The sequence below is a fragment of the Marinomonas posidonica genome (genome assembly GCF_043643765.1).
Lineage (GTDB): Bacteria > Pseudomonadota > Gammaproteobacteria > Pseudomonadales > Marinomonadaceae > Marinomonas > Marinomonas posidonica_A.
On sequence record NZ_JBHZSP010000010.1, the window covers coordinates 38,414 to 52,378 of the forward strand.

At 43.7% G+C, this 13,965-nt stretch carries 11 protein-coding genes; 9 read left to right on the forward strand and 2 right to left on the reverse strand.

Annotated features, from left to right (window positions below):
• Positions 1-11 precede the first annotated feature (11 nt).
• On the forward strand, positions 12-1,607 hold the full coding sequence (gene nadB, locus ACHUFM_RS12290; RefSeq protein ID WP_394182526.1) for an L-aspartate oxidase: 1,596 nt from the start codon (positions 12-14) through the stop codon (positions 1,605-1,607).
• Position 1,608: 1 nt separating this feature from the next.
• Here the strand turns inward: nadB and ACHUFM_RS12295 are convergent, their stop codons facing one another.
• A complete protein-coding gene (locus ACHUFM_RS12295) occupies positions 1,609-1,989 on the reverse strand; it encodes a hypothetical protein (protein ID WP_394182527.1) in 381 nt (126 codons plus the stop codon).
• A gap of 28 nt (positions 1,990-2,017) precedes the next feature.
• The gene (locus tag ACHUFM_RS12300; RefSeq protein ID WP_394182528.1) at positions 2,018-2,287 is read right to left on the reverse strand and encodes an FAD assembly factor SdhE; all 270 of its coding nucleotides are present in this window, start codon (positions 2,285-2,287) and stop codon (positions 2,018-2,020) included.
• 366 nt (positions 2,288-2,653) lie between these two features.
• Between ACHUFM_RS12300 and ACHUFM_RS12305 the strand changes: the two genes are divergently transcribed.
• The 8 genes from ACHUFM_RS12305 to ACHUFM_RS12340 all read left to right on the forward strand — a co-directional run bounded on the left by ACHUFM_RS12305 (position 2,654) and on the right by ACHUFM_RS12340 (position 13,885).
• Entirely contained in the window at positions 2,654-3,973 is a 1,320-nt protein-coding gene (locus tag ACHUFM_RS12305) for an ABC transporter substrate-binding protein (protein ID WP_394182529.1), read from the forward strand.
• A 97-nt stretch (positions 3,974-4,070) separates the two neighbouring features.
• Positions 4,071-4,931, forward strand: coding sequence for a carbohydrate ABC transporter permease (locus ACHUFM_RS12310; RefSeq protein WP_394182530.1), 861 nt, complete (start codon positions 4,071-4,073; stop codon positions 4,929-4,931).
• A gap of 10 nt (positions 4,932-4,941) precedes the next feature.
• Positions 4,942-5,772, forward strand: a complete 831-nt coding sequence (locus ACHUFM_RS12315) for a carbohydrate ABC transporter permease (protein ID WP_063333193.1) — start codon at positions 4,942-4,944, stop codon at positions 5,770-5,772.
• Between the two features lie 18 nt (positions 5,773-5,790).
• Positions 5,791-6,885: an ABC transporter ATP-binding protein gene (locus tag ACHUFM_RS12320; protein WP_394182531.1), complete on the forward strand. Its 1,095-nt coding sequence runs from the start codon at positions 5,791-5,793 to the stop codon at positions 6,883-6,885.
• Between the two features lies 1 nt (position 6,886).
• Positions 6,887-8,317: a mannitol dehydrogenase family protein gene (locus tag ACHUFM_RS12325; protein ID WP_394182532.1), complete on the forward strand. Its 1,431-nt coding sequence runs from the start codon at positions 6,887-6,889 to the stop codon at positions 8,315-8,317.
• A gap of 93 nt (positions 8,318-8,410) precedes the next feature.
• Positions 8,411-9,328, forward strand: a complete 918-nt coding sequence (locus ACHUFM_RS12330) for a helix-turn-helix domain-containing protein (RefSeq protein ID WP_394182533.1) — start codon at positions 8,411-8,413, stop codon at positions 9,326-9,328.
• 196 nt (positions 9,329-9,524) lie between these two features.
• Positions 9,525-12,884: a PAS domain S-box protein gene (locus ACHUFM_RS12335; RefSeq protein ID WP_394182534.1), complete on the forward strand. Its 3,360-nt coding sequence runs from the start codon at positions 9,525-9,527 to the stop codon at positions 12,882-12,884.
• A complete protein-coding gene (locus ACHUFM_RS12340) occupies positions 12,884-13,885 on the forward strand; it encodes an HD domain-containing phosphohydrolase (protein WP_394182535.1) in 1,002 nt (333 codons plus the stop codon). The genes ACHUFM_RS12335 and ACHUFM_RS12340 overlap by 1 nt, the downstream gene beginning before the upstream one ends.
• The last annotated feature ends 80 nt before the right edge of the window (positions 13,886-13,965 follow it).

The window sequence follows — 13,965 nt, forward strand, 5'->3', positions numbered from 1 at the left end:
AGAATTACATTATGAGTCGACAATACCAACATGACATCGTCATCATTGGCGCCGGTGCCGCCGGTTTAACTTTGGCACTCGAGCTGGCAGATCAATATCGCGTGGCCATTTTAACCAAAGCCGACATACGTGAAGGCTCTACGCTTTATGCTCAAGGCGGCGTGGCGGCAGTATTGTCAGAAAAAGACACCATTGATTCTCATATAAATGACACCATTGATGCAGGCGTAGAACTGGGTGATCCTGCAGCCATTCGTTTTACCGTTGAACACTCGAAAGCCAGCATTGACTGGCTCATAGACCAAGGTGTGCCCTTTACCCGCTATGGAGAAAGTGACGAATATCATCTCACTAAAGAAGGTGGACACAGTCACAGGCGCATCATTCACAGCGCCGATGCAACCGGTCTAGCGATTTCCAAAACTTTGATCAAAAATGCCAGCAACCACCCAAACATTGATTTTTTCCCAGATCGAGTGGCGGTCGACATTATCACGACGCAAAAGCTTGGATTGTCTGGTCAAAACCGAGCGGTTGGTGTGTATGCCTTAAACCAAGATAACGACACCATTGAGGTCTTCCAAGGGCAATTTATTTCCTTAGCCTGTGGCGGTAGCAGTAAAGTGTATTTGTATACCAGCAACCCAGATACGGCTTCCGGTGATGGCATCGCGATGGCATGGCGGGCTGGTTGTCGAGTGGCGAATATGGAATTCAACCAATTTCATCCCACTTGCCTGTACGATGCAAAGGCCAAAACCTTTTTAATTTCGGAAGCGGTGCGCGGTGAAGGAGGCAAACTGTTACTGCCGGATGGCACCCCTTTCATGTCTAAGTTTGACCCAAGAGCAGAGCTGGCTCCCCGAGACATTGTGGCTCGCGCCATTGACCATGAAATGAAGCGCCTTGGTATTCCCCATGTGCTGCTGGACATTTCTCATAAAGACCAAGACTTTATCAAGGAACATTTTCCGACTATTTATAAACGCTGCTTAGAATACGGTCACGATATGACCGAAGGCCCCATTCCTGTGGTACCCGCTGCGCATTATACCTGTGGCGGCGTCCTAGTGGATCGTAACAGCGCAACCGATATAGACAATCTATACGCTATTGGCGAAACCGCCTATACTGGTTTGCATGGCGCCAATCGTCTGGCCAGTAATTCATTACTGGAGTGCATTGTTTTTGCTCGTTCAGCCGCCAGTCACATCGCAGCCCACACCGCGCCTTTGCCTGTCGTTGAGATTCCAGATTGGGATGAAAGCCAGGTGACCAATTCAGATGAAGATGTGGTCATTACCCACAATTGGCAGGAACTGCGACGCTTTATGTGGGATTACGTCGGCATTGTTCGCACCAATAAGCGGTTACTTAGAGCCAAGCACAGAGTAGATTTATTAAGGTCGGAAATCCAAGAATTCTATGCCAACTACAAGGTCTCGAATGATCTGCTGGAATTGCGTAATCTTGCGGTTGTCGCCGACCTTATCATCCAATCGGCCATGTCTCGAAAAGAAAGCCGCGGCCTGCACTTTACGTTAGATTACCCTGACAAAATGTCACAGAGTGAACCCACTATTTTAACCCCAAAACAGCCCTACTAATTTAAGATTTTTTGCCGTGTAGAAGCTTATCTTGTGCGGCAAAAGACCTTAATAAAGCATAATCTTCACGCTGAAGTTGGTCACGATAGATTAAGTAAAATTGTGGCCATATTCGATGCCAAACAGTCTCGTCAGACACTCTTTTCGCAATTAACTGAACAGCATTAGCCCGAACAAAATGAAGTCGTATTAGACCATCATGTCGACATAAATACGCCCCATCCACATCAATGCCGATTTGGCTTCTCGGTTGACACCAAGCCACCCCAAGCAAGGCGACAACAGCCAAACTGTATAAGATAAAAAAAGTGACTTGCCAGACGTCTGGCCACCAATAGAAAGGTAGTAGTATAAAACAGGATGCGCTAGCGCTAGTCCACAAACTAACGCTAAGCCAAGAGAAATTTAACTTAGTGGCGGTCAGGCTGAACACGAGTAACAATGATGTCTACAATACGAGCCAAATCAGGATCTTCTGGCACTTCTTTTTGCATAAACCAAGGGAAAATTTCTTGGTCTTCACACTCAATTAACTTTTGAAATCGCTGTTTATCTTGCTCATCCAGCGTCAAATAAATTTCATCTAAAAATGGCTCCAATAAAACATCCAATTCCAACATGCCACGACGACAGTGCCATTTTAGCTTTTTAAAACTTAACGAATCTGCGGTTTCAGTCATCAAACAACCCCTCATTAACAATGTCGTCATTATAGCCATTGCCCCCGTAGAATTACCATTACTGTACATAAAAAAGAAAGTCGACCTGCCCCCTTCCTGACTTCAGTCAGGGAAATATTTCCGCGAAAAAATTTACCTAGATAAACGCATGAATTACACGAGTTAACAAACAGTATTAAATTGACTAAATTTCAGCTTAAATCACTTTAACTAAACAAAATAGTACAATAATTGAGTTTTTATGTATTAACAGGTCAATTATAAATTGAACTATATTTTATTTACTTGCTGATCAGTCATTGATCAATACACAAGTAACTAGGTAAGAATATAAAAACAAAAGTCACTCCAACGGGAGAAACCTATATGCAACGCCTTACGAAAACGCCCCTTTCTTGTGCGGTATCTGTCGCGGCCTGCCTAACGGCTGCAAGCGCTTTCGCAGAAACCCAAATCACGGTGGCCACCGTAAACAATGGCCACATGATTGAAATGCAAAAATTGACCCCTGAATTCGAAAAAGCCAACCCTGGAATCAAAGTCAAATGGGTTACTTTGGAAGAGGGTGTCCTCCGCCAAAACGTCACTCAAGATATTGCCAATAAAAGTGGTTTATACGATGTCATGACCATCGGTATGTATGAAGCACCAATCTGGGGTGAGCGTGGTTGGTTAAGAGAAATCGATACCAGTGGCGATTATGATGTAAATGATATTCTGCCTTCTATTCGCGGTGGTTTATCCTACGATAACACTATGTACGCTGCGCCTTTTTATGGTGAAAGCTCCATGGTGATGTACCGTAAAGACCTAGTGAAAGCCGCTGGCATGGAAATCAATGACCGAGACAGCTGGACACACATTCGTGATGTTGCCGCAGCGGTTCATGATCCAGACAATGGCGTTTACGGCATCTGTTTACGTGGTAAGGCAGGTTGGGGTGACAACATGGCCCTCATGACCACCATTGCCAACTCTTTTGGCGCTCGCTGGTTTGATGAGAACTGGAAGCCTCAACTTGAAAGCGCGGAATGGAAAAATGCTGTCAGCTTCTATGTCGATACATTGAGCAAATATGGCCCTCCAGGTTCCAGCAGCAACAGCTTTAACGAAAACCTAGCCTTATTTAACGAAGGCAAATGCGGCATGTGGATTGACGCCACGATTGCGGCGTCTTTCGTCACGGATCCAAAACAAAGTAAAGTGCATGACAAAGTCGGCTTCGCACAATCCCCTTACGCGGTAACTGAAAAAGGGGCGAACTGGCTATGGGCATGGGCACTTGGTATTCCTGCTGCCACTAAGAATGCCGAAGCTGCACAAACGTTTGTACGCTGGGCAACCTCTAAACAGTACATTGATCTAGTGGGTCAAACCAACGGCTGGGCAGCGGTACCAACAGGGACTCGTACCAGTACCTATGAAAATGAGAAATTTCAGCAAGCCGCCGTTTTTGCAGAAGCTGAGTTAAAAGCCATTAACTCTGCCAATCCAAACGACAGTACGATGAAACCATCTCCTTATGTGGGTGTACAGTTCGCTGCCATTCCTGAGTTCCAAGCCATTGGAACAACAGCAGGACAAATGGTTTCAGGTGCCCTGTCTGGCACTATGTCCGTTGAGCAAGCCTTGAAATCGGCTAACCGCTCAGCAGACCGCCAAATGCGTCAAGCTGGTTACTACTAGCCCTCTAAGGCAAAAAGATAGGGCATAACGTCCTATCTTTTCTTTTCGTTTTGCCCATTAAAGGCATTATTTAACGCTTATAATAAGAGATCATACTATGAAGCGCTCAATCACTCGCTTATTAATGGCGCCTTCTGTCATCCTGCTATTGATCTGGATGATCGTTCCTTTGTCTATGACGATTTATTTCTCAACCATTCGATACAACTTGTTGTATCCAGGTCAGAATAATTTTGTCGGCTGGATGAACTTTGAATTTTTCTTAACCGATCCTGGCTTTTTTCCAGCGGTCGCCAATACCCTGATTCTACTGGCTTCGGTATTAATCATTACCGTGGTGCTAGGCGTGTTATTGTCCGCCCTGATTGATCGCCCATTTTGGGGACAAGGTATTGTCCGCGTGTTGCTTATTTCCCCTTTCTTCATCATGCCGACCGTCAATGCCTTGATCTGGAAAAACATGATGATGAACCCTGTCTACGGCATTTTTGCTTGGATATCAGAAACACTGGGATTTGAGCCAATAGACTGGTTGTCATCTTTCCCGCTCGCCTCCATTATCATCATGGTCAGTTGGCAGTGGCTCCCCTTCGCCATTTTGGTATTTGTCACAGCATTGCAATCTCAAGACACAGAACAAAAAGAAGCCGCTCAGATGGACAGCGCAACGGGATGGCATATTTTCCGTTACTTAACTTTGCCTCACTTGGCGCGACCTATCACGGTTGTGGTGATGATCGAAACGATTTTCTTGTTGGCCATTTTTGCTGAAATCTTCGTCTCAACTGGCGGTGGTCCAGGTTACGACAGTACCAACTTGGCTTACCTCATTTACAACCAAGCTCTACTTCAATATGACGTAGGCGTTGCCTCTGCCGGTGGTTTATTTGCGGTGTTACTAGCAAACATTGTTGCCTTCTTCTTAATTCGTGCCGTTGGCAAAAACTTAACGGTGTGAGGGAATAATCATGAAACTGACTCAACAACGTAAATTACGTACCGTCCTAACAGGCCTGTTCGCTTGGACGATCGCTTTGGCTTTGTTCTTTCCTATTTTTTGGATGTTTATCACGTCCTTCAAAACAGAACTACAAGCCATTTCAGTACCGCCGTCTTTGTTCTTTGAGCCAACACTCGAGAACTTTGAGATTGTTCAGGAAAGAAGTAACTATTTGCATCATGCAATGAACTCGGTTATCACATCTTTCGGTTCGACTCTAATCGCCCTTGCTATCGCCATTCCAGCGGCGTATTCCATGGCTTTTTTCCCAACCAAAAAGACCAAAGACATCTTGTTGTGGATGCTCTCCACTAAAATGCTTCCTGCGGTGGGTGTGCTCGTCCCTATTTACATTTTAAGCCGTGATTATGGATTACTCGATTCACGTACGGGTTTGATCATCATCTTTACCTTGATGAATTTGCCTATCGTTGTCTGGATGCTGTTCTCTTACTTTAAAGATTTACCAAAAGAAATCCTTGAAGCGGCTCGTATGGACGGTGCAACACCATGGGATGAGATGGTCAAAGTGGTCATGCCTTTGTCTATCGGTGCTATTTCATCGACGGGTTTGCTCTCCATCGTTCTGTGTTGGAACGAAGCCTTTTGGTCTTTAAACCTAACGGCTTCAGAAGCCGCGCCACTGACTGCCATGATTGCCTCTTACTCCAGCCCTGAAGGTCTTTTCTGGGCGAAATTGTCCGCGGCATCGACATTAGCTTGCGCTCCGATCGTTATCTTCGGTTGGTTCTGTCAAAAACAACTGGTTCAAGGCCTTACATTCGGCGCCGTAAAATAATAATTAGGAAGATTTCTTATGAGTTACTTAGCGATTACAGATCTACAAAAACATTACGACGATTATCACGCTCTTCGCGGTATTAACCTGACAATTGAAGAAGGTGAATTCATTGTCTTCGTTGGACCATCAGGCTGTGGTAAATCCACTCTTTTAAGAACCATTGCCGGACTAGAAACCAGCTCAAGCGGTGCGATTGAACTGGATGGAAAAGACATTACAGAGCTGGCGTCATCAAAACGTGACCTAGCGATGGTATTTCAGTCTTACGCGCTTTATCCACATATGACGGTTGCAGATAACTTATCCTTTGCCCTGCGTCTTGCAAAAGCCCCAGATGCTGAAATTAAAGAAAAAGTGCAATCCGTGTCTAAATCCCTTCAGTTAGACGCCTTACTAGAACGTAAACCAAAAGAGTTATCTGGTGGTCAACGTCAACGAGTCGCGATTGGTCGTGCGATTGTTCGCCAACCCAAGGTCTTCTTGTTTGATGAGCCACTGTCTAACTTAGACGCGGCTTTGCGAGTACAGATGCGCCTTGAACTAGCGCGCCTTCACAAGAAACTGGGCACCACCATGATTTACGTTACCCACGACCAAGTCGAAGCCATGACATTGGCGGACCGTGTGGTGATCTTAAATGCAGGTCAAATTGAACAGGTTGGTACCCCTCTTGAGTTATATCGCCAACCAAATAGTCGCTTTGTGGCAGAGTTCATCGGTACTCCTAAGATGAACCTCATTCCTCTTGATCAAGCGGTTAAACAGGATTCTGCCGTCGAATTAACCTTACTAGGCAAGTCGATTGCGTTTCCTACTAGTCGTTTAACAGGAGACTTGTCTAATCAAACCATTATGGGCATTCGCCCAGAACACATGCATTTGGTCGACCAAGAGGCGGATCTAACAGGGAAAGTCGAATTAGTCGAGCACCTTGGTTCTGAGGCTTATGCTCATATTCTGCTGTCTTCTGGTCAAACTATCATAGTGAAAGCTTCTGCTCGCATCGATTTAGCCGATGGACAGCAAGTTCATATCCAGCTCGAAGTCGATGAAATGATTCTGTTGAACGATCAGGACCGAGTGATTTCTGCCAGTACTGAAGGTGAATGATATGACGAATTTTCTTCAAGCCAGCCAAAATCAAGCCCAGCTAAACTGTCAGACCTACCAAAAAACTGACGTCAAAGCTGGCGTCATTCATCTTGGCGTTGGGGCCTTTCACAGAGCACATCAAGCGGTCTTTTTTGATCGAATACTGGGGCACGCTTCTCAGGCTCACTGGGGTATCATTGGGGTCAATATTCGGCCACAAGACAGTCATTATTTTGAACAATTGATGGCGCAAGACGGTGAGTACATTCTGAAAACGGTCAGCGCTGCTGGTGCCACTGAATATGACCACATTCGCTCACTGGTACGTCAAATTGACGGCTCAAAAACACCAGATCAGGTCGATGACGCGATGATGGATCCTAGCATCCAGTTGGTGACAAGTACGGTAACTGAAGGAGGTTACTACTTGGATGAAAATCATCAATTGATGCTAGATCATCCAGCCATAAAAGCCGATCTATCGGGTGAAAGACACACATTGTACGCCTTTTTATATTCGGGATTAAAACGCCGCAGTCAAACGTCTGCAGGGAAAATCACCTTATTATGCTGTGATAACTTACGACATAATGGTCTGTTGCTTAAAACAGGTCTTATGCAGTTTGTCCAAGCCATGCAGGATACTCAACTGGCAGCTTGGCTGGAACAGAATGTCTCTTTCCCCTGCTCAATGGTTGATCGCATTACTCCGAAACCCAGCTCGCTCCACATGAACGATGTTAATACACGCTTTGGCTTAAACGACACCATGACGGTCATGGGAGAAGACTTCATTCAATGGGTTGTGGAGGACAATTTTGCGGGGGAAAAACCACCACTGGAAATAGTTGGTGTACAAGTGGTAAAAGACGTTGAACCCTTTGAAGAGGCAAAAATTAGAATCCTCAATGCAGGTCATACTTGCATCACTTATCAAGCGGCCCTAAAAGGCCTCACATACTTTGATCAAGCGATGAAAGATGCCCAACTCAGTCAATATTTTAATGACTTTATTGAACAGGATGTCATCCCTGCCATTGGTGAGTCTGTGGTGGATTTACCCTCTTATGCGAAAACCATTGGCGAACGATTTAGCAACGAAAACATTGGCGATACCATCGAAAGGATTTGCAGTGACGGTTATGCCAAATTTCCTGTATTCGTATTTCCAACCTTGTTAGCAAGCTATCAAAATGGCCATACGCCAAATCAGACCTTGAAAGGCATCGCCAGCTGGTATTGCTTCTTACAGGCCATAAAAAAAGAGCAAATTGCCTTCTCCTATCACGAACCAAGCATTGCTGAATTAAGCCGCTTCAGTGATGATGATCAAGGTATAGAAGCCTTTGTTAACCACCCATTTTTATGGGGAGAAATCATTGAGAAACACCCACAGTTTAAAGAGGATTTAACCAAAGCCATTATGGACTTTAACCAATCACTCGCCTGACAAATGGCCACCGTCTGGTCTCCTTATTTGTATGTAAGATCAGACGGTCGCTATAATAATATATGGCGAGAATACATACTGCAGGACAATAATATGCCAAATACGGCCAAGCGTCTTACTCCAGAATATGAAATTGTCGAAGATCACGGCACCATTCGTTATCAAGAGCACGGTTATCCAAGTGACTTAATTCGTTGGCATGCCCATGATGATTATGAATTGCATTATATTGTGGCGACATCGGGTAAGGTATTTATTGGCGATTACATTGGCAATTATTCGGCCGGCCAGTTAATCTTAACCGGACCAAGATTACCGCATAATTGGATCTGCCAAAATGATCAGAGCGCCGTAGAATTACGTGACATGATCATACGCTTTGACCATGAATCTTTTTCCCTTGGCTTGGAAACCATTCCGGAATTAGCCGAAATATTGCCTTTACTCTCCAAAGCTAAATCCGGCATAGAATTTTTAAACATTGATCATCAGTACATTCGCAAGACTTTTGAAGCTGTCCGTGAGTCAAGTGGATTAACTCGTCTCATGCTTGCATTACCATTGCTTCAACACCTTACTCAAAGTGCAGATTATCGTCTGCTATCTACGGTTCAAATTGATTTAAAATCCAATGAAACCCTACAACGAAAAATCAACACTGTGGTCGATTATGTTACCCAAAACTACGATCAAGACATTTCCTTAGCAGACGTTTCAAGCCTAATCGGCATGTCAGACAGCCACTTTTCGCGTTTCTTCAAAAAGGCCACCGGAAACCGATTTATTGAATTCGTTAACCGTGTTCGTATTAGCCGAGCCTGCAATTTACTGACCGAAACCGATGAGCAAATCGCTAATATTTGCTTTCAGGTAGGTTTTAATAATGTGGCTAATTTCAACCGACGTTTTCACGAATTAAAAGGCGTTACCCCAAGAGACTTCCGTAGCCAGAGCAGCTTGAACACTAAAACCAATATACTGCCGATCGTTACAGAACAATCAAACACTTAACGTTAAACTTACGATTAAACAACACGACCTTAGAAACTCGTTACTGTACTGATCACTAAATTTGTTTATATTGGGTAAAAGTAAGCGTAAATACATTTATTTGCGCATTTTTCGTCAATTTACCATTGGCTTTAACACTGTTTATGGCATCCTATATAAATTAAATTTATATCCTATGGTTGCGGTGGGTTTTACTTTGTCTGAGTGGTTAAATCATTTTTTCATTTTGCAGCAAGAGACAGGTTCTTTTGCTATTGGTCAATATAACTACTTACTCGTGTTGCTTTCATTAGCCCTTGCCAGTATGGCCTCTTTCTTTGCGCTACACTTTGCTTCCATTGCCAAATACATTGTTGTTGAAAAGTATCGAAAAATTGCCCTAATTTCTGGCGCCTTTATTATGGCTGGTGGCATCTGGAGTATGCACTTTGTCGGCATGCTGGCCTTCGATATGGGTCATTCCGTTAGTTATGATCCTGTACTGACCTTAATTTCTGTTATCCCCTGTATCTTCGCTGCTTACGTCACACTGAATAAACTCATCGAACCAGATTTAACCCTTTGGCAATTACTACAAAGTGGTGTAATTGTCGGTGGTGGCATTGGTACTATGCATTACATTGGAATGGAAGCCATGGAAATGCACGTCGACCTGAAATACGACCCTTGGCTATTTACTACCTCCATTGCGGTTGCGGTTGTATTGGCTTTTATTGCCCTTTCAACCCACTACAAAATAGGCAAGCTCTTCCCTACGCTGTCAGAAAAACAAGTCAGTGCCGTTAGCGCTTTTATTATGGGATTGGCCATTTCTGGGATGCATTATACAGGAATGGCAGGCGCCAAATTTATTCCTCATGGCGACATGGACATGTCAGCTATGTCTGATAATGCCAACAGTTATCTGTCGTTAGTCGTCGCCATCATTACCTTATTATTATCCATTCTAGCCGCTAACATTGCCTCCCAATTACGTTACCGCCAGCTATTAATGGAAAAAACGGCCAGTGAAGTAAGACTAAAAACCACTCTAGATACCGCTGTTGATGGCATTATTACGATAGATAGCCAAGGCATTATTCGCGAGTTTAATAGAGCTGCTGAAAAGATCTTTGGTTGGGATGAAGCGGATATTTTAGCTCACTCCATTAAACAACTATTTCCTAAAAAGTACGCAAATGAGTTTGAGCAAGCATTGAATAGCTTTCGTTTGCATGGCACCACCGTACTAACAGGGTCTGATAGAGAAATTGAAGCCACTCATAAAAATGGCACCATTTTCCCTGTTCGATTAGGCATTGGTCGAGTGGAAATTCCCGGACAGGAAACGTTATTTGTTGGCTTTATCAGTGATATCTCAGCACGCAAACAGATGGAAGAAGCCGTTAAAAAGAGCGAAAAACAATACAGCTCTTTAATCAAAAACATTCCAGGTGCGACCTTCCGTTGCTTATTTGATGATGACTGGAGTGTCATTTTTGTCAGTGAGGCCATTGTCGAATTAACAGGCTGGAACGCTCAGGACTTTTACGATAAAAAAGTAACCCTTGCAGCACTTTTGCATCCTGAAGACACTAACATGATTGATCAAAACCTTCAGATCGCCATTCAGCAACACAGAAGTTACAACATCGAATATCGATTACGTCATAAAAAAGGGCATTACATTTGGGTCATGGAAAATGGCACCATCATCTTTAACGATGACGATAAACCTGAATGGATTGACGGTGTATTATTGGATATTTCGGATCGCGTACATATGGAAGACGATTTGCGTCTTGCTAAAGAAAAAGCCGAAGCATCTGCCGAGACTAAAGCTCTCTTTCTTGCCAATATGAGTCACGAAATTCGTACGCCAATGAACGCCATCATTGGCTTCTCAGACATACTTTTAGAGTCTGATGTCACACCTGATAATAAAAAGCACCTTGCCACTATTAGCAAATCCGCTCGCTCTTTACTGCACCTACTTAATGACATTCTAGACAGCGCGAAGCTCGAAAAAAACAAGCTGGATCTCGACATTCAAGTGTTTGAGTTATCCGCTATGGTTGACACCGTAATTTCTACCCTTTGGCTACAAGCTAAAAGCAAAGGACTGGACCTCAATTTCCAAATTGCCCCTGATCTTGCTAAAGCTTATCGCGGAGCAGAAGATAGAATTCGTCAAGTTTTGATGAACATCCTCGGCAATGCCATTAAGTTCACTGAACAAGGCTCTGTTACTTTAACGGTTACTAAACAGAAAGATAACCAAATTCGTTTCCAAATTGAAGATACAGGAATTGGTATTGAAACGTCTCGTTTAGAACACATTTTTGACCCCTTCACCCAAGCCGACGCTTCAATGAGCCGACGCTTTGGTGGTACAGGACTAGGAACGAGCATATCCAAACAATTGGTTCAGCTGATGGGCGGAGACATTCATGTCACTAGTGAAATCGGAATTGGCAGTTGTTTCTACTTTGATCTTCCGCTCGAAGCTTCAACAGCACTGCCTGAGTCCAAAGCCTCTCATTTGCCTCATATCACGCCAAAAACCATTCTGTTAGCCGATGACATAGAGCAAAACTTAACCTTGCTAACTTTAATCTTGAAGCGTCAGGGTCATGTCATAGAAGTCGCACAAGATGGACACCAAGCTTTTACTAAATATCAAAGTGTTGCGCCAGATTTAGTATTAATGGACATTCAAATGCCAAACATGGACGGCCTATCAGCCACACAAGCCATCCGTCAGTTTGAACAACAAAACCAACGTCCAAGAACGCCAATCATTGCCCTAACCGCAAACGTGCTTATGGAAGATAAAGTGGAAGCTCAACAGGCAGGTATGGATGGTTTTGCCAACAAACCAATTGACGTACATGCTTTAACCATGGAAATGGCCAGAGTGTTAAGTCTAGACACTTCTGAACTAGAGGCAGCAAATGCGGTTGTTGACGAACAGAAAACAAAACAGATTAACATCAACAAAGGCTTATCCCTTTGGATGGAGCTGCCTTTGTATTTATCCGAACTTAATAAGTTCTCTGAACAACACAAACAGTTAATTGAGCAACTCAACGCACTGCTGGAACAAAAGCAATATCAAACCATAATGGCCTTAGCTCACAGCATAAAAGGTACGTCTGGCAATTTAGCCTTACTTTGTCTTTCCAATAATATGGCAGCGCTCGAAAAGGAAGCCAAACAACAGAACGCCCCAGCCATTCAACAACTAATTGATGAGTTGATTAATCATTTTTTTGACTTTAACCAGGAATTACAGAGTTTACAGAATGAGCATCAAGACGAATTAGAAGAACATACAGATCAGCAAGATAAGAACGCTTCTGATGAGCCGTTACTGCCTTTGATTGAAGATCTGATTGAAGGTGTTAACCTTGGTGAAATTGATGACGACGGCTTAGAAAAGCTACTTAATCAAGTGCCAAAATCCATGAAAACCCATGCTTTAGAAGCGAATAAAGCAGTGGCAAACTTTGACTTTCATTCTGCGATGGAAAGTTTAACTGCGATTAAAGAAATGATGAGTGAGTTGGAGATTTAATGCCAAATCAGAAACATAGACAACCCAGAATTCTACTGGTTGATGATGAGCCAACAAACTTACGTGTGTTGAAACAAGTACTACAAGACCACTATCGCTTATCTTTTGCCACCTCAGGAACCGACGCTCTAAAGCTGGTTGACAAAGAAAATATCGACCTTATCTTACTCGATATCATGATGCCCGATATGACAGGGCTGGAAGTGTGTGTCAAACTAAAAAGCAATACTGACACTCAAAATATTCCTGTCATCTTTGTCACTGCATTAAAAGACAGCATAGATGAAACAAAAGGCTTCGAGGTCGGCGCAGTGGATTACATCACTAAACCAATTATTCCTGCGGTTGTCCTTGCACGAGTCAAAACGCATTTATCGCTCATCAAGGCGGATGAATTGCTGGCGACTCACATTGACCTGATCCAACGTCTTGGTCGCGCCGCGGAATACAAAGACAATGAAACAGGCATGCATGTACAGCGTATGAGTCATTATGCCAAAATCATTGCCTTGGCTTATGGCTTTTGTGAAGAAGCCGCAGAAGACTTGAAACGCGCGGCACCGATGCACGACATAGGTAAAATAGGCATCGCCGACAGCATTCTTCTTAAGCCTGGAAAATTAACAGAAGAAGAATATGAGATCATGAAAACTCACGCGCTGATTGGTGGGGAAATTCTCTCTAACCCTAACTCTTACCTCATCGAATTAGCGCAAAAAGTTGCCATGACGCACCATGAAAAATGGGACGGGTCCGGTTACCCAAACCAACTTAAAGGTGATGATATTCCAATTGAAGGCCGCATTGTGGCTATTGCGGATGTTTTCGATGCACTAACCAGTGAAAGGCCATACAAAAAAGCCTGGTCCGTAAAAGAGGCAATTGACTTCATCCACCAACAAAGCGGCCAACATTTTGATCCAGCATTACCGCCTTTGTTAGAGCAGGAATTACCTAAAATTCTCGCGATTAAAGATAAATATATGGAAAGTGATACCTAATTCAGGCCATTGAAAAAGCACCTTCTCGACACCATGAATAGGACTTTAGACACGACTGAGCTCAACCGCCAATGGAATCC

What these genes read in the sequence shown, in the direction of transcription:
- ACHUFM_RS12315 (WP_063333193.1), top strand. Translation starts at nt 4,942, where the DNA reads ATGAAACTGACTCAACAACGTAAATTACGTACCGTCCTAACAGGCCTG.
- ACHUFM_RS12310 (WP_394182530.1), top strand. Translation starts at nt 4,071, where the DNA reads ATGAAGCGCTCAATCACTCGCTTATTAATGGCGCCTTCTGTCATCCTG.
- ACHUFM_RS12305 (WP_394182529.1), top strand. Translation starts at nt 2,654, where the DNA reads ATGCAACGCCTTACGAAAACGCCCCTTTCTTGTGCGGTATCTGTCGCG.
- ACHUFM_RS12320 (WP_394182531.1), top strand. Translation starts at nt 5,791, where the DNA reads ATGAGTTACTTAGCGATTACAGATCTACAAAAACATTACGACGATTAT.
- ACHUFM_RS12325 (WP_394182532.1), top strand. Translation starts at nt 6,887, where the DNA reads ATGACGAATTTTCTTCAAGCCAGCCAAAATCAAGCCCAGCTAAACTGT.
- nadB (WP_394182526.1), top strand. Translation starts at nt 12, where the DNA reads ATGAGTCGACAATACCAACATGACATCGTCATCATTGGCGCCGGTGCC.
- ACHUFM_RS12340 (WP_394182535.1), top strand. Translation starts at nt 12,884, where the DNA reads ATGCCAAATCAGAAACATAGACAACCCAGAATTCTACTGGTTGATGAT.
- ACHUFM_RS12330 (WP_394182533.1), top strand. Translation starts at nt 8,411, where the DNA reads ATGCCAAATACGGCCAAGCGTCTTACTCCAGAATATGAAATTGTCGAA.
- ACHUFM_RS12300 (WP_394182528.1), bottom strand. Translation starts at nt 2,287, where the DNA reads ATGACTGAAACCGCAGATTCGTTAAGTTTTAAAAAGCTAAAATGGCAC.